Source organism: Niveispirillum lacus (assembly GCF_002251795.1).
GTDB classification, from domain to species: domain Bacteria; phylum Pseudomonadota; class Alphaproteobacteria; order Azospirillales; family Azospirillaceae; genus Niveispirillum; species Niveispirillum lacus.
This window is the reverse complement of the sequence record NZ_NOXU01000030.1, coordinates 578,983-602,231: the sequence shown is the minus strand read 5'-3', so window position 1 is coordinate 602,231 and position 23,249 is coordinate 578,983. Positions and strand designations below refer to the sequence as shown.

Here is a 23,249-nt window from a genome sequence, read left to right as displayed (position 1 = left end):
CGGCGTCCCGGTGGGGCGCCGCTTTATTATTCAGATATCAATAACAGTAATTTATTTTGTACGATGGCACATAAATCATTAGTGACACCACTGTCATACGGAGTATATCATCACCAACAATCACGTAATTGGAGTGCAGGATGTTACGGATAGCATTTACCGGGCCCCATGGCACAGGAAAAACAACGTTGATCAAGGCCATTGCACCGCAGCTCGTGTCTGTCGGTCGGGTCACAATCTGCCGCGAAGCACCCCGTCTCATTATTGAAAAATTGGGGGACTCCGAATTCTTTCGTAGAGAAAATAATAAACCATCCCGGCAAGCATTGATTTTCCTAGAACATCTCATGGAAGAACGTCGTGCAGAAAGTAATGTTGATGTTGTCATTTCCGATCGTACATTGGTAGATCATCTTGCCTATACACTATCCCTATTTCCTGAGACCGCCAATTCCCCTGAAGTTAAGATTTATGAAAACTTAGCATTTGAATCTCTCACCACGTATGACGCTATTTTCCAACTCCCCATTGAGTTTTTTCCGGAAGACGATGGAGTGCGAGAATCGGATACTCTCTTTCAAAGACAGATTGATGATAAGATCACATCACTATATTCAAAAAGTAAGACTATTCCAGTTGTCATCCGAGGGTCAGTCAATGAGAGAGCGAATCAAGTTATTGCATACCTTAAAGAGAACGACCTCGTTTAAAAGAATGGTCTCGCGTCAGATCTTCCAGAAATCTGAGAATGGCTTCTTCTATGTTTTCCAGCTCATCGTATTGTACTAGACGCCCACCATGAGCCTCTAGTAGGCCCACTGCAAAACGGGAAACATCACTATCGGTGTTGTGAAGCCCGAGAACTCGGGTCCCTGCTTGGGTACAGAGGGCGAGCTCGGCACCAACACCTAGTGATGGCTCATTCAGAAATGCAACAACGCCATCTGCCTGCATGAGAGCTAAGACATCTTGTTGAAACACTTGTGCTGGAGAGGCGTCGGCGTTGTGAAGAGGATCAGTGGTCTGGTGCGGTAGATATGCCTGATGGCCAGCATCGACAACGATCCGAGCGGCTTCCTCATACAGAGCCCGCGCTCGCGATAGGTCTCTGGAGGCCTTTAAAGCACCTGACACGTAAACAATCATTCTAATGTTTCCGCCAATGGCCAAATGGTATTGAGTGTGCCTGGTTTCCCGATAAGTACGAGGACGCGGCCTGCTGATTCATCCTCCATGATCTGAGTGGATGCAAGCGGAGATTGGATAGGTGGCAGCAATTCGGGATGGCGCTTAAGTCGATACTCCGTTCGTGTGGCGATAGCTTCACGGGAGATTCGGGAACGTCCTCGAATGAGGGTGATCAGGCCCAGCGGCACAGGACATCCGTTTGGCAACTCTTCTGGCGATGGCATACCCTGAAGATGCTTTAAAGTGCAGCCATTCGGTAGCCAAGATGTAAAGTCTTCCGCAGAAGCCGCCAGCATACATGATTGCACGCGCCAAAGCATATGCTCTCTCCGGTGACGACTAAATTTTCGCAATTCAAGAACCGCGCCAGATGGCAGAAGATCCGCGAGCGCTCTTAACAAAGCGGGTGAAGATACTGCGAACAACTCCTCTAGATATTTCAATCCATCCTCAGTAAAGAAGCGCTCCTTTGCCGCATCAAGCAACACCGTACGTGGCATCAATATCTGTGATGCAGCAAAATCGCATAGACGTTCGGTAAGTGCATAGCTCTGCGAATCATTTTCACTATGATCCAGAAATTCCGGACCTAACATTCGAAATAAAAGGAGATGGCCAAGCTCGTGAGCGATGGAAAAACGAGCGCGCTTCTGCGTTCGCATATTCTGAAATCGATCACGACTTACCCATAGAATTAATTTACCACTACGAAAGTAGATAGCAGCTTCTTCACGCCCCACGATGTTAGAATTATCGTAATTGAGTTCTGCACCCATAAGACGTGCAAGTGGAGCTAACTTAATGGGTAATCGAATCGGGCCAGCCTGCGCTAACAGTTCATCACAAGCACGGCGCATCGCGTCGTATGCATCTCGCCCCCCCATTTTTGCGGTCAAGAGGTCGTCTAATTTGTGGCGCTGGCGGATCACGACTGCCCATCAAGCGCTCTTCGGAACGCATCATAGCTCAATACGTCATCATCTCCACGCGCCGCGAACCGTTCAAATACTAAATCTTGGGCTCGCAAAAGAACAGCTGCTCCAATAGCTTGACCAGATTCGGCTTCATAATTAACGGCATGCTCAGCGAAACGCTTCATTAAATTGTTCCGTCTTATAGGGACTACAACATTGGATGAAACATCTCGTCCAAACAAGCCCCCAATTTGGGCTATGTTTATGTCAGCCACGTTCTGTGACATCTTTGGAAGAAAACGTTTTAAATTGGGATCGATAAGCTGTATAAGAGAAGAAAAAGTCTGAAAATCACGTGACGCAGCTACACCGCAAGCAAGAATCTTCGCGAATAGAGACCAATAAGGACCAAAATCGTTTTCGACATCAGCGATAATTTCGTTAACCATAGTGATATTTAACGATGTCGAAGCTTCGCGAAGCTTCACATCAGCCTGCGCAAGCCGCTTCAATGCCTTAAGAGGGCTCTTATCACACGGCATCTGCTCCATTGCAAATGGGGTATCGACAGATTCAGCAAGAAGGCCTTTAGCACGCTCGATATCACTTTCGTAGAGATGCATGGAGCCCGCGAAATAGGTGATTGGCCCCAGTTCTAATCCGGCCTCTACGGCAACGACCTCTGCCAAGAGAGAGAATTCAAAGAGGTTAAATGGAAGAAGTGCACATGCATTATTGGATCGCATAATTACAGTGGTTTCAAGAAATTTATCTCTATTGTGAAATAGTATACCGAAAGCACACGGAATGTCGTTTGATTCTCTAATTGCATCAACTGGCTGAAAGATCGTTACCGCCGCACGCCGACTATCTGTCTCGGCTTTGAGGCGTTTGATCGCACCCTCTATTTGATCCAAGCCTGGCTGAGGTTGACGCAAACGCATACCATAGCTTGAGCCTGGTACAGTCAGTTCGTCGTCTGTAAAGTTACCAACTTGCGGAACGTGAAATTTAATATCTGAAAGACGATTGTTCGCTGCCATCATCCAGATCACTCTGGCAGTAGCAGGATACAATTGAAGTGACTGAGAAATGCGCTTACGCGGATTCGACAAAACGAAAGCGGTATTTAGTTCTTCCCTGAAAGGACGCCGCAAACGGCTCTCGGCAGCAACCCCTCCTGCTCCGCGCTGAGGGGCATTCAGGAGACAAGCCAGAAGCTCACGACACGCGTCAGTTGCACTGTCATAGGAACTGAACATTGCATCACCTTTGCATTTCTTTATCGACATGATGATGCATCTCACAACAAATGCAATAAAAATTATCTAAATTCACGCCAATCAATCGGCGTAAAGTTTTCTTTGGATAACTTTGTCAATCATAAGCCGAACATCGTACTTCTTGACTATTAATATAGCATTCAAACGATGGCAAGCGTGCATATTAGTGTATTTAAATGCAGGCACTTCACGAATTTGCCCCAAGAGATAATCTCTCAAATGTAAAGCTACGTGAATTCAATGTACAGGGTGTACAGATACGGTAATCCCCTCACCCTCCCGCCAAACCAAAGACCCAGCAGGCACCCTTCCGGACGCCGCCATATCGGTCGGCATTACGCCGGGCTGCACCAGATTGACGGTGATGTCGCGCCCGCCCAGGTCGCGGGCCACGCCCTTGGCATAGAAGGACAATGCCGACTTGCTGCCGGCATAGTCGGCCACACCTGCGAACGGCACATGGCTGCCCAGGCCGAAGCCCATGAGGGGCTATCCGCCCTCCCCCCTCACCGCCCCTGATAAATCAACCCCCACACCCCAGCCAACCGTGCCTCGTCGCTGCCGGGTGGCAGGGCGGCCAGGGTGGTGGTGGCGGCTTGGCCCTGTCCGGCCTGGTATTGCAGCATGCCCAGACGCAGGCGGACCAGGGCCGGGGAGATCAGCTTGCCTTTCAAGGCCTGTTGCAGCAGGGCGATGGTCTGGTCCAGGTCGCCCCCCAGCTTCTGCGCAAACGCTTGCTGGACCGCATCATCGAACGGGCCGTGCCTCGAACGGTCCCTGCACAGAAAAGGCGGCACCCCCGCGGCGTGCCGCCTTCCCGGTATTGTTGATGATCCCGGCCGCTCAGCCCCGTTACTTGCCCCCCAACGCCTTGATCAACTCCCCCATATTCTTGACAAACACAGCCGTGGAGATGCCTTCGACCGGGTAATCAGTATAATAGGGAGAGGTGTCATACAGATCGCCCACGCGCGTGGCCCGGTATTCACCGCCCGTCGGCGTGGCTGGGCCATCGCCGATATAGGGGTTTGATATGGTGGTCAGTTTGACCGGCCAGTACCCGCGTGGGTTCAGGCCCGTTACCAACTCACCCAGCTTGTCCGCAGCGGCGGGTTCGGGTTGGCCCGCCTGCATCATGTCGAACACATCGACATCACGCAGGGTGAAATAACGGGGCAGTTTGTAAGTTCCGGGTTTGGCCAACAGGGGCGAACCCTTGGACACGTCCGTCCCCTTCGTGGCGGCCAGCTTCTGATATTCTGCGCGCAACGCCGCCATATTGATCGACCGGAACGATCCGTAATGCGCGATCACCTCATTCGGGCTGTCGCTGGTGTAATATTCACCATTCACCACATTTGATCCGCGCCGATGCAGATAAAGTGGTTTGTCGGTCCCGATGGCCAGGAAGGTCGGGTGGGTCCGGCCCTGGGTCCGCAGGCTGGGCGGCGACTGCACCTTGTCCAGCCAGTCCAGCGCCTCGGGCACCCGTGCCAGATATTTCGCATCGCCGGTCAGGCGGTAGAAATTCAGCAACTGCTTGATATTATTGGCCGTGGTGTGGGTAGCGAACGCCTCCGGTTCATAGGTGCGGGCTGCCGTGGGTTTCAGATCGTCGGTGCGGTGCTGCAGGCCCCAGGCCGGCTGTGGCTGCGGCTGCTGGGTGGCGATAAAGATATCCATGCCGCGCCGGATCGGATCGATCAGCTTTTTGTCCCCCAGCACCTGATAGGCAAAGATCAGCACCTCCAGATTCTCGCCCGACACATCATCATTAAACGTGATGTAGCCGGTGTAATCCGGCCGGCCATGCACCCCGCCATCCTTGACCAGGGGATAACGCTGCGGCCAGCCGCCATTAGGGTATTGCGCGTCCAGGATAAAGCCCAAGGCCTTATCCAGCGCCTTCTTGATGCCCTTATCCTTCTTTTCCAGATAAAGGCGCATCAGGAATTGGGTGGCCTCGGCCGTACCGGCATCGTCGAAGGTGCCGTTGCCGTAATAATGATGGAACTCCTCCATCCGCCAGGCATTCTTGCCATAGGTGTCGTACCAGCGTTTCAGCGAATCTTCACCGGCGGTATCAATGACATAGTTCCAACCACCGCTTTCGAGTTGCCCCTTGATCAGGGCGTCCGCCGTCTTCATGGCGGAGTCTAGATACCAGGCATCCCCCGTGGCGTGAAAGGCGTCCAGAAACAGGTGTCCCACCGTGGCCGTGCCCGGCGGCTGCACCCAGATCATGGTCTTGTTGGCTTCCAACTCACCCCAGCGGCGGGAGAAATCGGGCAGATATTGCCAAACATAACCGCCATTGACGGCGGCCTCTTCAATCATGAAACGGGCTGCCCGTTTCATGGTGGCCAGGATTTCGTCACGGCTGGGGGCCTGCACGGCCTCCTGCGCCGGGGGGGCGACGGTGCTGGTCTGCGCCTGGCTTGGCAGGGCCAGCAGCAGGGGCAGGCAGGCGCAGATCAGGGCACGCTTGAAAGCGGCGATGGGCATTGGAACATACTCCGGGCTTCACTCCATGGCGGCTCTGACGGCCACCTCTCAAGCCCCGAGTAAATCATACATGACACCGGTTTCCTAGTCTGAACATCTGATAAATTGTTACCGGTGTCAGACGGCAAGCCTGCGTGGGCAAGGGGCCGTACTCGTCGGCCCCCTTGCCTGTGCGGTCAGAAACGCACCGTGCCCGTCAGCACCCATTGCCGTGGTGGTTGCGGGTAATAGGCAAATGGCCCGTCATTGTTGGCGACCACAGTATTGACCGCGCGGTCAAACAGGTTACGCCCCGTCAGGGTCAGGTCCAGCCCATCCAGCGCGGCCCAACTGATCGCCGCATTGGCCAGCAGATAGCCACCGGCCTTGCGGCGATTGGCACCATCATAGGCGTAATCACCGGCAATATCGGCCCAGGCCCGCAGGGTGATATCCATGTCGGATAAAGCCTGCACGACCTCCACCCGCCCGGCATGACGCGGTACACCCGCTACATCCTTGCCGGTGAAGTCAAACGGGCGATCGGTGCCGGGTTCCAGAAAGGCATTCTCCGTCCAGATCGCCTGTGTATAGCCATAGGTCAGGTTTACGACCGTCCCCTGCCCCAGATCGGCGCTGGCGTCCAACTCCACCCCGCGCGACCGCTGCCGGCCATTGTTGATGGTGCGGGCCGAACCACCGACGGGCAGCAATTGCAACAGATCCGACCGTTTCAGTTGATAGACACTCAGGCTGGCGGTGAAACGTTCATCCGCTGTCTGCCCCTTCAACCCGGCTTCGATATTGCGCGCAATTTCGGGGTTCAGGTTGGTATCGCGGTTACGGAAGGACCAGATGGGGCCAAAGCCGGGGCTGAACCCCTCCCCAAAGGCGGCATAGGCTGTAACCAGATCCGTCACCCGCCAGCGGAGCGATGCCTTGGGGCTGACACGATGATCGCTGTCTTTGACGGTTATTTCCGGATCAGGGCCATATCCGCTGCCCGATGGGCCGTAATGCACACGGCGTTGGAACCGGTCCAACCGGGCGCCGACGCTGGCCGCAAGCACACCCCAATCGCCATCCACCTGGGCAAAAGCCGCCTGGGTGCGGTTACGTGCATTGGCATTCAGCAGGAAATCGGTCCGCCACAGGGTGGTATCAACATGGGCGCCGGTCCGGGCATCCCGACGTTGGGTATAAAAACGCGGACCGAAATCGAACTCTCCGGTCCAGGTCTCCACATGATGGGCCTCCACCTGCTCCGCTGACACCCCGGCCAGAACGCGCCAGGTATCATCCAGGCGTACATCCACCTGCTGTTCAGCAAAATAGGTGTCGGTGCTGCCATCCACCCGGAAACCGGTGAAGTTCACCGTGCCGCTGGCCGGGTCATAGGGGTTAAAGAAGGCCTGTTTGCCGGCGGTGTTGGCATGGCGTGCGTGCAGGCGGGTGGTGGCGCTGACGCTGTCGGTCACCGCGCTGGACAGGACCGCCGTGCCCGTCCACATCCGCTTGTCAAAGCCCGCACCATCCTGGTTCCAGTTGCCCTTGCGCCCGCCGGGCAGGGCCACGGGAATACCGTTGGTATCGGTCGGCAACTCACCGGCCAGACCCTGTTCGGTGTTCACATAGGTACCGGTCAGGTTCAGGACGGTCGCCTCGGTCAGGTCCAGACGCTGTTTCACAAACAGGGTCTGTTCCTCCCGGTCGGTGCGGTCGCGCCAGCCATCCGACCCCTGCGCCTGGGCCGAGATCATAATGGCGCCAGCATCGCCGGTCGCCCGCTGCACCAGGGCGGCTGTGTTCCACCAATCATGGGAACCGGCACCAAGCTGGGCTTGGGCAAGCGGTTCGTCGGTGACCTCACGGGTGATGTAATGGATGGTGCCGGCAATGGCGCCACGACCATAGAGCGCGCTGGTCGGCCCGCGCACAACATCAACCTGGCCGACAACGCCAAACGGCAGTTGTTCCAGGTCCACTTCGTCATCGCCGGTGACAAACGGCACACCATCCATCAGGACGGTGATCGTGTCGTTATGCACCCGGTTGGGGACGCCACGGATGGTGATGTCGGTATAGGTGCCCTGGTCATTGGTCTTGACGACAAGACCAGGCAGGCCGCGCAATTCTTCCCCGATGAAACGGGTTGCCTTGGCCTCGAAATCGCTACGGTCCACGCGGGATACGCTGGCTGGAACATCGCGGATGGTGTCGGCGCGGCGGGTGGCGGTGACGACAATTTCGTCAAGGGCTGTTTCGGCCGCTGCCGGGAGCGACAGGGCCAACAGGCCGGTCGTCGCGGACAGAATACGGGCGTAACGGTAGGCAGGATGTTTCATGGGTTGCGGAACCAATGTCTGGGGTTCGATCCGGGTTCCGCGCCTCAATTCACGAAATCATTGGAGACCGCAAGGAAAAGTGAGCGGGGGTCTGGGTTGCGTTATGTTTTATCCTCCACAAACGGATTGCTGCCGTCCCGCGTCTCTACCTCGATGACCCATAGGTCGGGATCGCGTTTTACATGGCGTTCCACGAATTCCCGTGCCGCCATTTCATCGATCATCGCGCCACTGGCGCCCGGCTGCCAGCCAAGCCTGCCGCTGATATCGCGGCCTTGACTGAACATTCGGCAGCCCTGAAACGGCACCGTGATCTTCAACAAAATCAGCCCACTTTCCCGTTCTCCCTTACGCAGTACATAGACCGGCACCCCCGCCGCCGACAGGCGCCAGAGATGACTTTGCACAAACAGATGGGTGGGCAGGCGTTCTTCCATGGTCTGCGGGTCCTGTTCGCGCTCGACTTCAAACGCTTGTTCGATTTGAATGGGCGTTGCCTCTAACCACCATGTCCGGACCCGCCATGCAAGCCCCTGCCGCCCCCCTGTTTCGTCGCGCCTTGCTGACCAACGATGACGGGATTGATGCGCCGGGTATGGCGGCCTTGGTTCAGGCCGTCACGCCCTTGGCGGCAGAAATCTGGGTGGTGGCCCCGGAACATGATCAATCCGGCGTCTCACGCGCCATCAGCCTGCACGGCCCTTTGCGTGTGCTGGAACGCGGACCCCGTCGCTTTGCCGTTACCGGCACGCCCAGCGACTGTGTCGTCATGGGGTTGTCCCACATCCTGAAGGACGCCCCCCCTGACATCGTCTTTTCCGGCATCAACCGGGGTGCCAATATCGGGGAAGAGGTCGGCTATTCTGGCACGGTCAGCGCCGCTTTGATGGCGCGGCTGTGCGGGGTGCCGGCCTATGCGATCAGCCAGGCCTGGCGCGACCGCAACAATATACGCTGGCGGACGTCCATATCGGGGCTGGATGCCATTGTTCGCCGCTTCGGCGCGGCGCCCGCCAGCGTGCTGAACGTGAACTTCCCGGACGTGGAACCGGACGAGATTGCGGGCGTCAGCGTCACCCGTCAGGCCCCGCCCGGCAGCATGGCCATGGGCGTGGAGAGCCGGGAGGATACGCGCGGATTCCCGTATCACTGGCTGTCCATCCGCCGTCATCCGGGACAGGGGCCCGATGACACCGATATCGGTGCGCTCCGCCGCCGGCATATCAGCGTCACACCCATCGGTTTTGACATGACGGACCATACGGTGCTGGCAGCCATGGGTGGATAAGACAAAGGGCCGCCCGGATTGCGCCGGGCGGCCCCTTCCCCTGTCTTATATGCCGCTGATGATCAGGCGGCCTTGCTGTTCTTGTCGTCGGTATGCATGTCGGCCGCGTCCAGATGCATCAGCTTCTTCAACCACGGCGAGATCAGGCAGACCAGAACGCCAATGCCGCCCGCCCAGATCAGCAGATCGGTAAACACAGCCGTGTAGACCGGCAGGCTTTCCTGTGGCGACAGGATGGCGCCGCCATCTGTGCTGGCACTGGCCAGACCGGCGATGATGCCCGCCAGGTAATGCGCACCGGAGGAGGACAGGAACCACACGCCCATCATCAGGGCGGTAATCCGGGCCACTGACAGCCGGTTGATCATCGACAGGCCGACTGGCGACAGGCACAGTTCCCCGGTCGTGTGCAGCAGATAGGCCAGCACCAGCCAGATAAGACCGGTCTTGGCATCCTCACCCACCACCGACGCACCAACGACCAGCGCGCCGAAGCCAAGGGCCACCTGGATGATGGCCAGACCGAACTTCAACGGCGTGGACGGTTCCATGCCTTTGCGGGCCAGTGCCACCCACAACCAGCTAAACAGCGGCGCCAGCAGGACGATGAACAGCGGGTTGAACACCTGCACCACCGAGGCCGGTACAATCAGACCGAAGAAGGACCGGTCGGAATTGCGGTCGGCGAACAGGGTCATGGACGAGCCAGCCTGTTCAAACAGGGTCCAGAACACCACCGACAGGGCGATCATGCACAGCATGGTCAGCATGCGGTCGCGTTCGATCTTGGTGCATTGCGCCAGGGAGAACCAGGCCAACCCGACAACAACCACCAGCGTCACCGACAGCAGCAGACCGCCGACGATGTGATGGTTCTGCACCAACTGCCAGTTCAGCGCGACACCCAGGATGGCGGCGCCATAGATCAGCCATTCCTGTGACAGACCGATGGCCGTCCGGGCCTTCAGCTTTTCCGGGTTCGGCGGCTCGCTTTCACGATACCAGCGGGTGCCATAGGCAAAGGTGATCAGTCCGGCGACCATGCCAATGCCAGCCAGACCGAAACCATATTTCCAGCCATAGGTCTCGCCCAGCCAGCCACACAGGATAGTGGACAGCAGCGAGCCCAGATTCACGCCCATGTAGAAGATCGTATAGCCGGGGTCGCGGCGCGGATCGTCTTTATTGACATAAAGCTTGCCGACCATTGTCGAAATGTTCGACTTCAGGAAGCCGACACCGACGATGATAAAGGCCAGCGACAGATACATGATCTGGTCATAGTGGCCTTCGCGGGTGACAACACCGTCAATCACCTGTGCCGGGGAGCCTTCAAACGCCATCCCAATATGGCCGCAGACCAGGAGGATAGCCCCCAACATCACGGCCTTGCGATTGCCCAGGTAACGGTCAGCGATCAAACCGCCGATGACCGGCATCGCATAATTCAGCGAGGCATAGGAAGCGTAGATGAAGCCCGCCATGTTGTCGGTGAACAGGAAGTGCTTCGTCAGGTACAGCATGAGAAGGGCGCGCATGCCGTAGAAGGAGAAGCGTTCCCACATTTCGGCAAAGAAAAGCGGCGCCAGACCACGCGGATGCCCGAAAAAACCCCGTTCGGGGTCGTTTGATATCCAAGCCATTGCAGCCTTGTTGTGTTTGGATGCTGAGGAAGCGCCGCTATATCATGTTTGTCCTGGCGGACATAGGGGGCAACTGCCACTTCCTGTGATGACGATCACAGCGGCTGAATGATACCTGTCCATCCGCGAAAGTGCCGGCAATGCCACCTCGATGCACCCGGTCAGATATCCAGGTCGACCTGATGGCTGTCGGGCGCGACGGCCATCAACGCATGGATATAATTGGATATCTTGGTCGCTCGTTCGCTGTGCAGGCTCAGCAATATCTGGATCTGCTGGGCCAGGTGTGCGGCATCCACACCATCTGCTGGGTGGGGCGATCCGGCATCCGTTGATGGGGCGGCGACATCGGCTGTTAGCACAGCCAGTGTCTGCTCCGAAGTTGGCGGCGGGGGCGGCGGCTGTTCAGCCGCCTGCTCCGGTTGCCGGTCGGCAAACCGGCCCAGATTGTGCCGTATCCGCTGTTTCTGCGGCGAGGTCAGGTCAGGCAGGCTCTCGACCTCATCCATGACCAGATCAATCAGTCGATGGCGAAGGCTGCGACCTTCCCGTCCCTTCTCTTCCCGTCTTTGCCGTTCCTCAATTCGGTTGACCCCCAGGACATGGCGATCCCGCGACGGTGGGGTCACCGGCGTCGGCAATCGCTGAATAGGGGGTGTATAGAAAGCCATGTCCGATTTTACCACGCTGTATCCGAATGGAAATGCGCTGGTTTCGGACATTCAGCGGGTTGAGTTGCCCATTTGGCGCATAATGCTCAAGGACGGCGGACCCCGAAAGCGGGGTGCAGCAACCGATCACCCGGCTTGATCCCCAATTTGGCCGCCAGACCGCCATTGATCTCCAGCACGGCCAGAGCCGGGCCGGCTGAAGGCAGCGGGGTCAGGTCCAGCGGTTGGCCATGCTGGATATTCAGAATATAGCCATTGGCATCCACAAACATGATGTCCAGCGGGATCAGGGTGTTCTTCATCCAGAAGGACAGGCGGCTTTCCCGTTCATTCAGGAACAGCATGCCCTTCTCGTCGGGCATTTTCTCCACAAACATCAAACCGATAGCCTGTTGCTGCGGGGTCAGCGCCAGATCCACGGTGAAACTGTGACGCTGCCCAAGCTTGGTTTCGATCACCAGGTGATCCTGATTAAGGCCTGTCTGCGGGCCCATCTGCGCAACGGCATCAGGGCTCAATACAGGCAGGAAGGCGGGGGCAAGACACAGCAGCAGGGCAAGGGCCAGACGGCGCAGCAGCATGATGGTTCCTGAACGGTATTGCTTTGATCTGATCTTACCACAGGTCACGAACGGATGCTGCGGCGTGCCGCACCACGTCACGGATGGGACCTGTATGCGGCGGATCGACCAGACTGTCGAACCAGCGGCTTGGCGGATTGCGGCCTTCCCGCCGATCCCAGGTCAGGGATTTCAGTACGGTCTGGGCCGAATGGGTCAGGCTGGCATTGGTCGGATCAATGCCGTTCAGCACGGCCCAGATGCCGGCCCAAGCACGGCCTACAGACCAGGGATTGTAACCGCCACCACCCACCACGATGGTCCGCGGCGCCAGCCCCACCAGATCGGTCACCGCTCGCCACAGGGCACGGTTCGACAATGACAACCGGGACAAGGGATCATCCGCCAGGGCATCGGCGCCCGTCTGGATCATCATGGCTTGCGGCCGAAAGGCCACGGCCAGCGGGATGATCGCTTCCTCCACCACATGCTGGAACTCGTCATCATTGAGACCGGGGGGCAAAGGGATGTTGCGGGCCAGACCGCCTGCGCGGTCCTCTACCTTTCCGGTATAGGGCCAGCGGCCATCCTCATGTGTCGAAATGGTCAGGACCCGTTCATCATCATGAAATGCATCCTGAACGCCGTCGCCATGATGGGCATCCAGATCGACATACAGGACACGGTCCAACCCCTGATCCAACAGCGCCAGGATGCCCAACACGGGTGCGTTGAAAAAACAGAAACCGCTGGCCCGGCCTGGGCGGGCATGATGGGTTCCGCTGGCGGGCGAATGCACAACGCCCCCATCCCGCACCAGATCAGCGGCCAGGATGGCAGCACCGGCGGCAATGGCTGGCCGGCGGTACATTTCCGGGAAGACCGGATTCTCCAGTTTTCCCAACGCATAACGCAGGGCAGTATCCAGATCGACCTTCTGATCCCGCTCTGCCCGCTGCACCGCCGCGATATAGTCGCGGTCATGGAACCGCGCCAGTTGTTCGGGCGTCGCCATCGGGCTGTCCAGATAGACGCTGTCGTCAAGCCAGCCCATGGCGCGGGCCAGGTCGGTGGCGACCGAAACGCGCGGAATCGACAGCGGATGTTTCCGGCCATAACTGGAATGGCGATAAATCTCACCCCCCAGGTAAATCGGGCGGGTGGCGGCGGTAAGGGGCGGGGAAGCGCGGTCGGGCATGGTAAACGTACCGTATGTTGCGCCGCCACAAGGCACAAGAGGCCGAATATCCCGTCACCGCCGCCCGGTTGGGCTGTCAGGCACGATGGTCCGGTGGACAATCATTTCCTTGCGGCCCCTGCGACGCTTTGCCATAAACATTTCATCTCACTGGGGGGAGCCGATGGTCGGCTGAGAGGTCCTGAACAGGACGACCCCTGGAACCTGATCCGGCTGATACCGGCGTAGGGACAGTGATCCATGACCTATGTTCCGGGGTCTCCAGTGGCCCCGCCTGCCCCTGCAATTCATGTGACGGGTGCCGCCATCGGCTTTGGGGGGCGCCTGCTGTTCAGCGGGCTCAACATGGTGGCGCCAGGTGGCCGGACCACCTGCCTGCTGGGGCCAAGTGGGGTCGGCAAGTCCAGCCTCCTGCGTCTGATCGCCGGGCTTCTGTCCGGTTCGGGCCGCATCAGCGCTGATGATGGTCAGCCTTTGACGGGCCGCCTTGCTTGGATGGGACAACAGGACCTGTTGCTGCCATGGGCCACAATTCTGGACAACGTCATCTTGGGAAGCAAACTCCGGGGTGAAAAGGTCGGCTTGGCGCACCGTGACCGGGCGATGGCCCTGCTGGATGCGGTCGGCCTGATGGATCGCGCCACTTGCCGTCCCGACGCCCTGTCGGGGGGCATGCGCCAGCGCGCGGCCCTGGCCCGCACCTTGTTTGAGGATCGGCCCGTTGTCCTGATGGATGAACCATTCTCGGCCCTGGATGCCATCACCCGGCTGGACATGCAGGATCTTGCTGCCAGATTACTGACGGGTCGCACTGTCATTATGGTGACCCATGACCCGTTGGAAGCGCTTCGACTGGGGCACGAGATACGGGTGTTAAGCGGCAGTCCGCCCCACCTATCGGCCCCGCTGACCCCTGACGGCGAGACGCCCCGTCCGACCGATCAACCCGGACTGCTGGTTCAGCAGGGGAAATTGCTCCACCATCTGCGCCAGGGCGGGGTCGCATGATGGGGGCTCGTTTCGTACGCGGAATGGTGACCCTGGCGGGGTTGGTGCTGGCCTGGGCCTTACTGGTGCGGCTGGCCGATCTGCCGCACTATATCCTTCCGGGTCCGGAACGGGTGGCATTGCGCCTTGTGGATGATTGGGCATTGCTGGCCCGGCATGCGGGATTTACCGCCGCAGAGATCGTACTGGGCCTGGGGCTGGGCACGCTCTGCGGCGGGCTGGCCGCCCTGGCCCTGACGGCCTCGTCTGCGGCCCGGCGCTGGCTGCTGCCCCTGCTGCTGGCCAGCCAGGCCATCCCTGTCTTCGCCATAGCGCCACTGCTGGTGCTGTGGTTGGGCTATGGCATGGCGTCCAAGGTGGCGATGGCAACCCTGATCATCTTCTTTCCTGTCACGGCCAGCTTCTATGACGGGTTGCGCCGCACCGATCCCGGCTGGCTGGATCTGGCGCGGACCATGGGGGCCACACCCTGGACCATGCTGCGCCATGTCCGTATGCCGGCAGCCCTGCCCGCCCTGGGCTCGGGCCTGCGCATGGCCGCGGCCGTGGCCCCAATCGGGGCCGTGGTGGGGGAATGGGTGGGGGCGTCGGCAGGGCTGGGCTACCTGATGCTGCATGCCACCGCGCGGGTGCAGACGGACCTGACCTTCGCCGCCCTTTTTATTCTGGCACTGCTGGCCGTTGGCCTCTGGCTGCTGGTCGATCTTATCGTTCGCCGGGCATTGCCCTGGCTGCCTGACAGCGTGATGAACAAGGAAGAGACAAAATGAACATGCGTTGGATGCGCGCGATGGCCATGGCCGCCGCCATGACCGTCAGTATCGCCGGCGCCCTGCCCGCCCTGGCGCAGGACAAGATGACGGTGTTGCTCGACTGGTTCGTGAACCCCGACCATGGCCCACTCTATGTGGCCCAGGAAAAGGGCTATTTCAGGGAGGAAGGTCTGGCGGTGGAGATGATTGCCCCCGCCGATCCCAATGACCCGCCACGTCTGGTCGCAGCCGGTCGGGGCGATATCGCCATCTCCTATCAGCCACAGTTGCATCTGCAGGTCGATGCCGGGCTGCCTGTCGTCCGCGTCGGTACCCTGGTCGCCACGCCCTTAAATACCGTCATCGTTCTGAAGGATGGTCCGATCAAATCGATCAAGGACCTGAAGGGCAAGAAGGTTGGCTTCTCCGTCGGCGGATTTGAAGATGCGTTGCTGGGGGCCATGCTGGAGAAACACGGGCTCACCTTGCAGGACGTGACCCTGATCAACGTCAATTTCTCGCTGTCGCCCGCCCTTTTCGCCGGTCAGGTGGACGCCATTGTGGGCGGCTACCGTAACTTTGAATTGAACCAGATGGCGATCGAGAAGAAGGAAGGTCGCGCTTTTTTCCCCGAAGAGGAAGGCGTGCCCCCCTATGACGAACTGGTGTTCATCACGGCCAGGAACAAGGTCAACGACCCGCGTATCGGCCGTTTCCTCAACGCCGTGGAGCGCGGTACACAGTTCCTGATCAACCATCCGGACGAAGCCTGGGGCCTGTTCATCAAGGGCCGCAAGGACCTGGATACGGAACTGAACAGGCGCGCCTGGAAAGACACGATCGCCCGCTTTGCCCACAGCCCCCGGGCCCTGGACAATGCCCGCTATGACCGCTTCGCCCAGTTCCTGAAGGCCCGCGGTCTGATCAAGACCACCCCGGACGTCGCCACCTATGCCGTGGAAGTGAAGTAACTACACAGGCAGGCGTACGACAGCCCGCAACCCTTTCTGTGGGCTGTCGCGCAGAAGAACGTCACCGCCATGCTGCCGTGCGATGTCGCGGGCAATGGTCAGGCCCAGGCCGACCCCGCCCGTCTTCTGATTGCGCGACGGCTCCAGGCGGAAGAAGGGGCGGAACACCGCATCGCGCTGATCCTCGGGAATGCCCGGCCCATCATCATCAATCAGGATTTCAACAAAATTGCCCCGCCGCTCCAGGCTCAGCCAGACATGGCGGCCATAGCGCGCGGCATTGCCGATCAGGTTGGTCAGGCACCGGCGCAGCGACAATAGCCGCAGCGGCAGCACCACCGCCTCACCCTGCGTCACGGTCGGGTCCAGGGTCAGCCGTGCACCCTCGCGTCGGGCATTACCAGCGATCTCTGCCAACAGCAGCGACAGGTCCACCTGCCGCTCCTCCTCCTCGCCATCGCCACGCGCAAAGGACAGGTAACCGTCAATCATCACCTGCATCTCTGCCACATCGGCCTTCAGTTCCTCGACCTCGGCCATGTCCGGCATCATGGCCAGTTGCAGCTTCATGCGGGTCAATGGCGTACGCAGATCATGGCTGACACCAGCCAGCATCTCGGTCCGCTGCGCGATCTGTCGGCGGATACGGTCGCGCATCAGTAAAAATGCATGGGCCGCCTGTCTGACCTCCACCGCGCCTTCAGGGCGGAAATCGGCCATATCGCGGCCCTTACCAAAGGCATCAGCCGCCACGGCCAGGCGACGGATGGGCCGGATCTGGTTACGCATGAACAAGGTGGCGATGGAGAATAGAACCAACGCACTCCCCAGCATCCAGATGATAAAAAGATAGCTGGTGAAGCTGTAGAGCCGCCGTTCCGGTGACAGGACCGACAGCACCCCCTCTGGCAGTTGGACCCGGATCTCGATCCATTTATGGGCGACATTGCTGTTGATGCGCCAGGGTCGGCGCACCCGGTCATCCAAGGCCTGCCCCAATGTCTCTTCCAGCGCCCCGCGCAACCGGGCCGGCGGGGCAGGCAGTTCCTCCCCTGGATTCCAGGTGAACAGGATGTCGGTATGGCGTGCGGCCATGGACAGGGTTTCCGCCCGGGCCGCCTCATCCTTGTCACGGGCCAGTTGTTCAATGACAAAGGCAATCTCACCAGAGACCGAATTGGCCAGCCGGTTGGTCATCGTATCCCAGTGCCGGTCGTAGAACACAAAAGTAGCGATGGCCTGGGCCAGCACCACAGGCGTCATCATAATCAGCAGCGACCGCGCGAACAGGGTTGCCGGCACAGAGCGCTTCAGCAAGCGTATCGGTTGGGGGCGCCGCCGCCACAATTCCTGCCACCACGCGTTCAATCGGGCCTCAACACATAACCTTCACCACGAACCGTCTGAAGATAACGCGGCTCACGCGGATCATCTTCCAATTTACGGCGCAGCCGTGTCACCTGAACGTCAATGGTGCGCTCGTTGGCCGCATCCACGCCGGCCTTGGCCACCAATGCTTCCCGACTGAGCACAACACCCGGCTCCGCTGCCAGGGTGCGCAACAGACTGGATTCCATGCTGGTAAGCCGAACAATCTCGGTTCCGGCGCGCAATTCTTCACGCTCGGCATCAAACAGATACCGCCCCAGACGGATGGGCGAGGCGGCAAGCGGTGCCTGCGGTGCGTTGCGGGCCGTCCGGCGCAGGATGGCGGTCAAGCGCAGCACCAGCTCCCGCGGCTCGAACGGCTTGGACAGATAATCATCGGCCCCGGCTTCCAGCCCACGGATGCGATCATCCGCTTCACTTCGGGCTGTCAGCATCAAGATGGGCGTGTTGCCGGTCGCGACCAGGTCTTGGCATAAGGACAGCCCGCTTTCCCCGGGCATCATGACGTCCAGCACGATCAGGTCAAATACCAGCCCGGCCAGTTTGGCCCGCGCTTCGGCGGCATCGGCCGCCCCGGTAACCAGAAACCCGTTCTGCCCCAGATACCGGCGTAACGCCTCACGCAGGCGCGTGTCATCGTCAACGACCAGGATATGGGGCTGTTCGGCAGGGTCTTCACGCATCATGGCCCTTCACATAGCATGGAAGGGCACGATCGGTCACCGCTTGCCCGGTGGCGGAAATTTGGCGCGGTCTTCGGCGTCGATAATGCCCAGCATCACGGTGCGGAACCCCTCCACCGCCGCCGCACCGGCCGCACGATAGGCCTGGGCAATGCGGGCGCGCTGGGCATCCGACAGGCTACGTTCCAACTCGATCCCCTTGTCGGTCAGCGTCAGCAGCCGCTGACGCCGGTCCTTGGTTCCCGGTCGCTGCGCGATATATTCCTGCTCCACCAGATCGGACAGGACACGGCTCAGGCTCTGCTTTGTGATCTGCAGGATGCTCAGTAATTCAGTCACCGTGATCGACGGATAGCGCCCCACAAAATACACGACACGGTGATGCGCCCGGCCCAACCCGATCCGGGCCAGCATGGCATCCGGCTCCGCCGTGAAATCGCGATAGGCGTAGAACAGCATCTCGATACCCTGGCGAAGATCTTCCTCGCGCAGGAAAAGCGGGTTCGGCCCCGATTTTATGTCAGCCATGTTGACTTATTTCCGCAATTCCGTAACGTGAATGGAGTTATACGCGACATAAAACAACAAGGAAGTCCCAAATGACGATCATCCCGTTTCACGACCGCGATGGCCACATCTGGTTTGACGGGGCAATCGTGCCATGGCGTGAAGCACAGATCCATGTCCTGACCCATGGGCTGCACTATGCAAGCTGTGTATTTGAGGGGGAGCGCATTTACAATGGCGTCATCTTCAGGTCGCGCGATCATGCCCTACGCCTGCGCCGATCGGCCGAACTGCTGGGCTTCGACATCCCCTACAGCGTGGCGCAGATCGAAGAGGCCAAACGCGAGGTCTGCCGCGTCGCCGGTCTGACAGATGGTTACCTGCGCCCCGTCGCCTGGCGCGGCAGCGAAATGATGGGTGTGGCGGCACAGCAGAACAAAATCCATCTGGCCATTGCCTGCTGGGAATGGCCCAGCTATTTCACCCCGGAGGCGCGGATGCAGGGCATATCCCTGGAAATCGCCCGCTGGCGGCGCCCCGCGCCTGATACCGCCCCGACGGAGGCCAAGGCCGCCGGCCTCTACATGATCTGTACCCTGTCCAAACATGAGGCAGAGCGCAATGGCCGTCAGGACGCGCTGATGCTGGATTATCGGGGTTATGTGGCCGAAGCGACGGGGGCCAACCTGTTCATGGTCAAGGATGGCGTTATCCATACACCGATCCCCGATTGTTTCCTGAACGGCATTACGCGTCAGACTGTCATCGAACTGGCACGCCGCCGGGGCTATACCGTGCTGGAACGCCATTTCATGCTGGACGAGCTGGCGGCGGCGACAGAGATTTTCTTGACCGGATCAGCAGCAGAAGTAACACCCGTAAGCCGTATCGGCGACTGGACCTACCGACCGGGCGATATATGCCGAACCCTGATGGCTGATTACAGCGACCTTGTGAATGGCCGGCTGGTCCTGGCTGCGGTCGCCTAAATGCCGCCTTGGAGCATCTGATAGCGCGCATAGGCCCCACCTTGGGCCAGAAGCTGCTCATGCGCCCCCTGTTCCACGACGCGCCCGGCATCCATGACATAGATATGGTCGGCATCGGCAATGGTGGACAGGCGGTGGGCGATGACCAGGGTGGTGCGCCCGGCCTGCAGGCGGCGCAACGCCTCCTGCACCGCCCGCTCCGACGCGCTGTCCAGCGCCGATGTCGCCTCGTCAAGCAGCAGGATGGGCGCGTTTTTCAACATGGCGCGGGCGATGGCGATACGCTGGCGCTGCCCCCCCGACAGTTTCAGGCCCATTTCACCGACGATGGTGTCGTACCCGTCGGGCAGATCCATGATAAAATCATGGGCTGCCGCATCACGCGCCGCCGCCTCGATTTCGGGCTGCGTCGCGCCTGGCCGGCCATAGGCGATATTGGCCCGGATCGTGTCATCGAACAGGGCCGTTTCCTGGCTGACCAGCGCGATGGCCGCGCGCAGACTGTCCAGGGTCAGATCACGGACATCCAGCCCCCCCACACTGACCGAACCGCCTGTCACATCATAAAAGCGGGGGATCAGATTCAACACGGTGGTCTTGCCCGACCCCGACGCGCCGACCAGGGCCACCGTGCGCCCCGCCGGCACAAGGATATCCACGCCCTCCAGCGCTTCCTTCTCCCCATCATAGGAAAAACGGACATCGCGCAGGCTGATATCGTGACGGCTGTCCGCAGGCAGTACCTTGGCATCAGCACGGTCGGTAATGGCCGGCGGTGTGTCCAACACCGCTAGCACCCGGTCCGCCGCCGCCAGCCCGATCTGAAGCTGCGCATTCAGCTTGGTCAGGGCCTTCATGGGCTGATAGGCCAGCATGAAGGAGCCGATGAAGCTGACCAACTGTCCCGCCGTGCGCGTGCCGTCGGCAATGGCAAGACCGCCATAGATGATGACGCCGACAACGGCGGCACCGCTGAAAATCTCGTTGATGGGCAGCATGGACGCGCCGGTGCGGTAGCTTTTGGCCGTCAGCTTGCGCAGCCGGTCGATGGTGACGCCCACCCGGCGTTCCTCGTGGCCCTCCATGCCATAGGCCTTCACATGGCGGGCCCCCTGGAATGTCTGGCCCAGCACGGCAGAAAAATTACCCAGTTCGGTCTGCTGGCTGGTGGCGATGCGCCGCAGCCGCTTGCCCAGCCGGCCCAGGAACCAGCCCGACATGGGAAACACCGTGAAGGCGATCAGGCCCAGCCGCCAATCCTGATAGAACATGATGCAGACCAGCACGACCAGGGTCAGGCTGTGATTGACCGCCCCCGTCAGACATTCCGACACGGCCAGCCGCATCTGGTTCACATCATTGACCAGATGCGAGATCCATTGGCCGGAGGCGCGACCGTGCAGATAGGCCAGATCGGACCGGATCAGATGGCCATAAACTTGGGCCTGGATTCGCGCCACAATGCGTTGGCCCACATGGTTGACCAGCACCGAATGGCCATAGGCTGCGGTACCACGCACAACGAAGGCCGCCATGATCAGGGCCGCAAATGGCAGCAGGAAGCCCTGATTGTCGGGTTGGAACGCCCGGTCCAGCAACGGCTGGAAACCCCAGGCAACCGCACCTGTTCCTGCCGCTTCCAACGCCATCAACAGCAGGGCCAGGAACAGTTTCGGCTTGTAGGGCCCCAAATAGGCCGCCGTCAGTCGGCCCAGCAGAGCACGGGTGCGGGTGGCCTTTTTTGGGGGGACGGCGGCGGATACGGCCAAGATCGGTTTCCATCAGGGGGCAATAGGGTAAAGACCATAGCACATGGCCTGCCCGGTCCCCGGACACAAGGGTTGTGGGCGAAACCCTTCTATTCCGCCACGGGGCTTTGGCCCATGGCCCAGCCCGCGACGATGGCCCCAACCCCTTCTTTGGAAAACTCGATCCCGATTCCCAGGTCGGTGCGGCGCACCACCCGCGCATCGGCGGTCAGGGCAATCTGTGGGATTTCCAGAATGGCCATGGTGCCGATGGGCAGGTTGGGCGCATCGACAAGCAAGGCACCGCTGGGCGACACATCGCGCATATGGCACTCAAAACGCTGGCCACCGGCCTGCAGCCGGATACCGAACTGCACCGCATGACGGTCGAACCGGCGGCGGTTCGGCTTGAACAGCGCCTTGATCCAGGTGGGGAGGGACATCACCGGCATGGTCACACCCTGCTGATGCAAATGGCCGTCAGATCGTCGGCCAGGGGCCGCGCTGCCATAGTGTCGAAGGCGGCGAGCAATCGCGCAAGTCTGTTCTCGCCTCCTGGAAAACATTGCCGCACCAAACGCAGCAAACCATCCTCTCCGATGAGATGCCCCCCCACATCATCCGCCTCTATCATGGCGTCGGAATAGACCAGAAGTGAGGCCCCACGAGGAAACGGCACGGTATCGGCGGTCAAGGACGGATTGTTGGTCACACCCAGCATCAAGCCACTGGCGTCGAGCATCGTCACCTGTCCATTATGATACAGCATCGGGCTGGGGGCGCCTGCCGCAGCATAGGACAGGGTGCCAAGCCGACTGTCGATGATTCCATAAAAGCAGGTGGCAAACTGCCCCACCGGCAGCAGATCCTTCAACGGCCGGTTCAACATGGTCAGCCATTCCGCCGGCTCCAACCCCTGTGGCGGTATCCGTTCGATCAGAGTGTGGAACCGGAAGGTATTGATGGCGGCGGAGATACCGTGGCCAGAAAAATCGGCGGCCAGCAGGCCCAATCGATCATCACCCAGGTCAAACAGGGTCCAGAAATCGCCACCCAACTCGTCCGATGGCTCGAAATGCCCCTCGATCGACAATTTGTGGCGGGCACCGGCGGCAGCGATGCGCCGCGCGTCCGGAATTAACGAGGTCTGCATGGACCGCGCCAGCTTCAGATCATTGTGCAGACGGCGATGAAAATCCGACAGGTTGCGGAAAAAGAACTGCTTTTCCAGATGCAGACGAACCCGCGCCATGCATTCGCCGGGGTTGATCGGCTTGGTGATGATATCGCTGGCCCCGGCCTCGAAACATTTCACGCCAGCCGGGTCGTTGGCGGCGGATGTCTGCATCAGGACTGGAAGATCGGTCCAGACCGGTTCCTGTCGGATCAACCGACACAGGCTCAACCCATCCAGCACCGGCATGCCGCTATCCAGAACGATCAGGTCGTAGCTGGTCGCCCGCAGCATGGCCAGCCCTTCCTGTCCGTCGGCCGCCATATCGATGCGGCCGATCCCCACCCATTGCATGAACCGCGACAGGATTTCGCGGTTGAAACGGCTGTCATCGACAATCAGGACGCGGCATTCCGCAAAGCTGATGCGGTGCGGCCCATATGCCGGCGGCATC

Annotated in this window: 24 protein-coding genes and 1 riboswitch; of the genes, 6 read left to right on the top strand and 18 right to left on the bottom strand. The window is 59.7% G+C overall.

Annotated elements, in window-relative coordinates; genetic code table 11:
* The first annotated feature begins 140 nt into the window (after positions 1-140).
* Entirely contained in the window at positions 141-710 is a 570-nt protein-coding gene (locus CHU95_RS15665; RefSeq protein WP_094457212.1) for an ATP/GTP-binding protein, read from the top strand.
* Here CHU95_RS15665 and CHU95_RS22130 read toward each other — a convergent pair.
* The 8 genes from CHU95_RS22130 to CHU95_RS15630 all read right to left on the bottom strand — a co-directional run bounded on the left by CHU95_RS22130 (position 688) and on the right by CHU95_RS15630 (position 8,651).
* Positions 688-1,146 (bottom strand): nucleoside 2-deoxyribosyltransferase, encoded by a 459-nt coding sequence (locus tag CHU95_RS22130; protein ID WP_133065543.1) that lies wholly within the window; start codon positions 1,144-1,146, stop codon positions 688-690. The genes CHU95_RS15665 and CHU95_RS22130 overlap by 23 nt on opposite strands.
* Positions 1,143-2,117, bottom strand: a complete 975-nt coding sequence (locus CHU95_RS15660; protein WP_094457211.1) for an ImmA/IrrE family metallo-endopeptidase — start codon at positions 2,115-2,117, stop codon at positions 1,143-1,145. Before CHU95_RS15660 ends, CHU95_RS22130 begins: the two co-directional genes overlap by 4 nt.
* Positions 2,114-3,364, bottom strand: coding sequence for a thymidylate synthase (locus CHU95_RS15655; RefSeq protein WP_165772208.1), 1,251 nt, complete (start codon positions 3,362-3,364; stop codon positions 2,114-2,116). The genes CHU95_RS15660 and CHU95_RS15655 overlap by 4 nt, the downstream gene beginning before the upstream one ends.
* Positions 3,365-3,622: 258 nt before the next feature.
* Positions 3,623-3,868, bottom strand: coding sequence for an SDR family NAD(P)-dependent oxidoreductase (locus tag CHU95_RS15650; protein WP_094457209.1), 246 nt, complete (start codon positions 3,866-3,868; stop codon positions 3,623-3,625).
* Positions 3,869-3,891: 23 nt separating this feature from the next.
* Positions 3,892-4,182: a YfgM family protein gene (locus CHU95_RS15645; RefSeq protein ID WP_094457208.1), complete on the bottom strand. Its 291-nt coding sequence runs from the start codon at positions 4,180-4,182 to the stop codon at positions 3,892-3,894.
* A 55-nt stretch (positions 4,183-4,237) separates the two neighbouring features.
* A complete protein-coding gene (locus CHU95_RS15640) occupies positions 4,238-5,890 on the bottom strand; it encodes a pectate lyase (protein WP_094457207.1) in 1,653 nt (550 codons plus the stop codon).
* A gap of 176 nt (positions 5,891-6,066) precedes the next feature.
* The gene (locus CHU95_RS15635; RefSeq protein ID WP_094457206.1) at positions 6,067-8,214 is read right to left on the bottom strand and encodes a TonB-dependent receptor; all 2,148 of its coding nucleotides are present in this window, start codon (positions 8,212-8,214) and stop codon (positions 6,067-6,069) included.
* A 101-nt stretch (positions 8,215-8,315) separates the two neighbouring features.
* The gene (locus CHU95_RS15630) at positions 8,316-8,651 is read right to left on the bottom strand and encodes a DUF1491 family protein (protein WP_094457205.1); all 336 of its coding nucleotides are present in this window, start codon (positions 8,649-8,651) and stop codon (positions 8,316-8,318) included.
* Between the two features lie 86 nt (positions 8,652-8,737).
* Here CHU95_RS15630 and surE point away from each other — a divergent pair, with 86 nt between their 5' ends.
* Positions 8,738-9,502: a 5'/3'-nucleotidase SurE gene (gene surE, locus CHU95_RS15625; protein WP_094457304.1), complete on the top strand. Its 765-nt coding sequence runs from the start codon at positions 8,738-8,740 to the stop codon at positions 9,500-9,502.
* A 62-nt stretch (positions 9,503-9,564) separates the two neighbouring features.
* Here the strand turns inward: surE and CHU95_RS15620 are convergent, their stop codons facing one another.
* The 4 genes from CHU95_RS15620 to CHU95_RS15605 form a co-directional block, all read right to left on the bottom strand.
* Positions 9,565-11,145 (bottom strand): peptide MFS transporter, encoded by a 1,581-nt coding sequence (locus CHU95_RS15620; RefSeq protein WP_094457204.1) that lies wholly within the window; start codon positions 11,143-11,145, stop codon positions 9,565-9,567.
* A 161-nt stretch (positions 11,146-11,306) separates the two neighbouring features.
* The gene (locus CHU95_RS15615) at positions 11,307-11,816 is read right to left on the bottom strand and encodes a hypothetical protein (protein ID WP_133065542.1); all 510 of its coding nucleotides are present in this window, start codon (positions 11,814-11,816) and stop codon (positions 11,307-11,309) included.
* An 86-nt stretch (positions 11,817-11,902) separates the two neighbouring features.
* The gene (locus tag CHU95_RS15610; protein ID WP_094457202.1) at positions 11,903-12,397 is read right to left on the bottom strand and encodes a DUF192 domain-containing protein; all 495 of its coding nucleotides are present in this window, start codon (positions 12,395-12,397) and stop codon (positions 11,903-11,905) included.
* 34 nt (positions 12,398-12,431) lie between these two features.
* Positions 12,432-13,574, bottom strand: a complete 1,143-nt coding sequence (locus CHU95_RS15605) for an acetoin utilization protein AcuC (protein WP_094457201.1) — start codon at positions 13,572-13,574, stop codon at positions 12,432-12,434.
* Positions 13,575-13,717: 143 nt separating this feature from the next.
* A riboswitch (TPP riboswitch) is annotated at positions 13,718-13,822 on the top strand.
* Here CHU95_RS15605 and CHU95_RS15600 point away from each other — a divergent pair.
* From CHU95_RS15600 to CHU95_RS15590, 3 genes are all read left to right on the top strand, one after another.
* On the top strand, positions 13,815-14,582 hold the full coding sequence (locus CHU95_RS15600; RefSeq protein WP_094457200.1) for an ABC transporter ATP-binding protein: 768 nt from the start codon (positions 13,815-13,817) through the stop codon (positions 14,580-14,582). It overlaps the preceding riboswitch by 8 nt.
* On the top strand, positions 14,579-15,352 hold the full coding sequence (locus CHU95_RS15595) for an ABC transporter permease (RefSeq protein WP_425435989.1): 774 nt from the start codon (positions 14,579-14,581) through the stop codon (positions 15,350-15,352). Before CHU95_RS15600 ends, CHU95_RS15595 begins: the two co-directional genes overlap by 4 nt.
* Positions 15,353-15,354: 2 nt before the next feature.
* Positions 15,355-16,305, top strand: a complete 951-nt coding sequence (locus tag CHU95_RS15590; RefSeq protein ID WP_094457302.1) for an ABC transporter substrate-binding protein — start codon at positions 15,355-15,357, stop codon at positions 16,303-16,305.
* Here the strand turns inward: CHU95_RS15590 and CHU95_RS15585 are convergent, their stop codons facing one another.
* The 3 genes from CHU95_RS15585 to CHU95_RS15575 are packed head-to-tail and all read right to left on the bottom strand — an operon-like array spanning position 16,306 to position 18,905.
* Positions 16,306-17,622 (bottom strand): ATP-binding protein, encoded by a 1,317-nt coding sequence (locus tag CHU95_RS15585; RefSeq protein WP_245838304.1) that lies wholly within the window; start codon positions 17,620-17,622, stop codon positions 16,306-16,308. It lies immediately after the preceding gene.
* A gap of 47 nt (positions 17,623-17,669) precedes the next feature.
* A complete protein-coding gene (locus tag CHU95_RS15580; protein ID WP_425435988.1) occupies positions 17,670-18,380 on the bottom strand; it encodes a response regulator in 711 nt (236 codons plus the stop codon).
* A gap of 33 nt (positions 18,381-18,413) precedes the next feature.
* Positions 18,414-18,905 carry a MarR family winged helix-turn-helix transcriptional regulator gene (locus CHU95_RS15575; RefSeq protein WP_094457199.1) on the bottom strand — a complete coding sequence of 164 codons (492 nt, stop codon included), beginning with the start codon at positions 18,903-18,905 and terminating at the stop codon, positions 18,414-18,416.
* A 71-nt stretch (positions 18,906-18,976) separates the two neighbouring features.
* Here CHU95_RS15575 and CHU95_RS15570 point away from each other — a divergent pair, with 71 nt between their 5' ends.
* The gene (locus CHU95_RS15570) at positions 18,977-19,873 is read left to right on the top strand and encodes a branched-chain amino acid aminotransferase (protein WP_094457198.1); all 897 of its coding nucleotides are present in this window, start codon (positions 18,977-18,979) and stop codon (positions 19,871-19,873) included.
* Here CHU95_RS15570 and CHU95_RS15565 read toward each other — a convergent pair.
* The 3 genes from CHU95_RS15565 to CHU95_RS15555 all read right to left on the bottom strand — a co-directional run bounded on the left by CHU95_RS15565 (position 19,870) and on the right by CHU95_RS15555 (position 23,248).
* The gene (locus tag CHU95_RS15565) at positions 19,870-21,642 is read right to left on the bottom strand and encodes an ABC transporter ATP-binding protein (RefSeq protein ID WP_245838302.1); all 1,773 of its coding nucleotides are present in this window, start codon (positions 21,640-21,642) and stop codon (positions 19,870-19,872) included. The two genes, CHU95_RS15570 and CHU95_RS15565, sit on opposite strands and share 4 nt — an antisense overlap.
* 89 nt (positions 21,643-21,731) lie before the next feature.
* Positions 21,732-22,073 carry a PilZ domain-containing protein gene (locus CHU95_RS15560; RefSeq protein WP_165772207.1) on the bottom strand — a complete coding sequence of 114 codons (342 nt, stop codon included), beginning with the start codon at positions 22,071-22,073 and terminating at the stop codon, positions 21,732-21,734.
* A 2-nt stretch (positions 22,074-22,075) separates the two neighbouring features.
* Entirely contained in the window at positions 22,076-23,248 is a 1,173-nt protein-coding gene (locus CHU95_RS15555; protein ID WP_165772206.1) for a PP2C family protein-serine/threonine phosphatase, read from the bottom strand.
* Position 23,249 lies beyond the last annotated feature (1 nt).

Excerpts from the sequence above, each read along its gene's own strand:
- CHU95_RS15600 (WP_094457200.1), top strand. The coding sequence starts at position 13,815 with ATGACCTATGTTCCGGGGTCTCCAGTGGCCCCGCCTGCCCCTGCAATT.
- CHU95_RS15610 (WP_094457202.1), bottom strand. The coding sequence starts at position 12,397 with ATGCTGCTGCGCCGTCTGGCCCTTGCCCTGCTGCTGTGTCTTGCCCCC.
- CHU95_RS15665 (WP_094457212.1), top strand. The coding sequence starts at position 141 with ATGTTACGGATAGCATTTACCGGGCCCCATGGCACAGGAAAAACAACG.
- CHU95_RS15620 (WP_094457204.1), bottom strand. The coding sequence starts at position 11,145 with ATGGCTTGGATATCAAACGACCCCGAACGGGGTTTTTTCGGGCATCCG.
- CHU95_RS22130 (WP_133065543.1), bottom strand. The coding sequence starts at position 1,146 with ATGATTGTTTACGTGTCAGGTGCTTTAAAGGCCTCCAGAGACCTATCG.
- CHU95_RS15650 (WP_094457209.1), bottom strand. The coding sequence starts at position 3,868 with ATGGGCTTCGGCCTGGGCAGCCATGTGCCGTTCGCAGGTGTGGCCGAC.
- surE (WP_094457304.1), top strand. The coding sequence starts at position 8,738 with ATGCAAGCCCCTGCCGCCCCCCTGTTTCGTCGCGCCTTGCTGACCAAC.
- CHU95_RS15630 (WP_094457205.1), bottom strand. The coding sequence starts at position 8,651 with ATGGAAGAACGCCTGCCCACCCATCTGTTTGTGCAAAGTCATCTCTGG.
- CHU95_RS15560 (WP_165772207.1), bottom strand. The coding sequence starts at position 22,073 with ATGCCGGTGATGTCCCTCCCCACCTGGATCAAGGCGCTGTTCAAGCCG.
- CHU95_RS15570 (WP_094457198.1), top strand. The coding sequence starts at position 18,977 with ATGACGATCATCCCGTTTCACGACCGCGATGGCCACATCTGGTTTGAC.
- CHU95_RS15640 (WP_094457207.1), bottom strand. The coding sequence starts at position 5,890 with ATGCCCATCGCCGCTTTCAAGCGTGCCCTGATCTGCGCCTGCCTGCCC.
- CHU95_RS15655 (WP_165772208.1), bottom strand. The coding sequence starts at position 3,364 with ATGTTCAGTTCCTATGACAGTGCAACTGACGCGTGTCGTGAGCTTCTG.
- CHU95_RS15635 (WP_094457206.1), bottom strand. The coding sequence starts at position 8,214 with ATGAAACATCCTGCCTACCGTTACGCCCGTATTCTGTCCGCGACGACC.
- CHU95_RS15555 (WP_165772206.1), bottom strand. The coding sequence starts at position 23,248 with ATGCCGCCGGCATATGGGCCGCACCGCATCAGCTTTGCGGAATGCCGC.
- CHU95_RS15595 (WP_425435989.1), top strand. The coding sequence starts at position 14,579 with ATGATGGGGGCTCGTTTCGTACGCGGAATGGTGACCCTGGCGGGGTTG.
- CHU95_RS15605 (WP_094457201.1), bottom strand. The coding sequence starts at position 13,574 with ATGCCCGACCGCGCTTCCCCGCCCCTTACCGCCGCCACCCGCCCGATT.
- CHU95_RS15615 (WP_133065542.1), bottom strand. The coding sequence starts at position 11,816 with ATGGCTTTCTATACACCCCCTATTCAGCGATTGCCGACGCCGGTGACC.
- CHU95_RS15590 (WP_094457302.1), top strand. The coding sequence starts at position 15,355 with ATGCGTTGGATGCGCGCGATGGCCATGGCCGCCGCCATGACCGTCAGT.
- CHU95_RS15575 (WP_094457199.1), bottom strand. The coding sequence starts at position 18,905 with ATGGCTGACATAAAATCGGGGCCGAACCCGCTTTTCCTGCGCGAGGAA.
- CHU95_RS15580 (WP_425435988.1), bottom strand. The coding sequence starts at position 18,380 with ATGATGCGTGAAGACCCTGCCGAACAGCCCCATATCCTGGTCGTTGAC.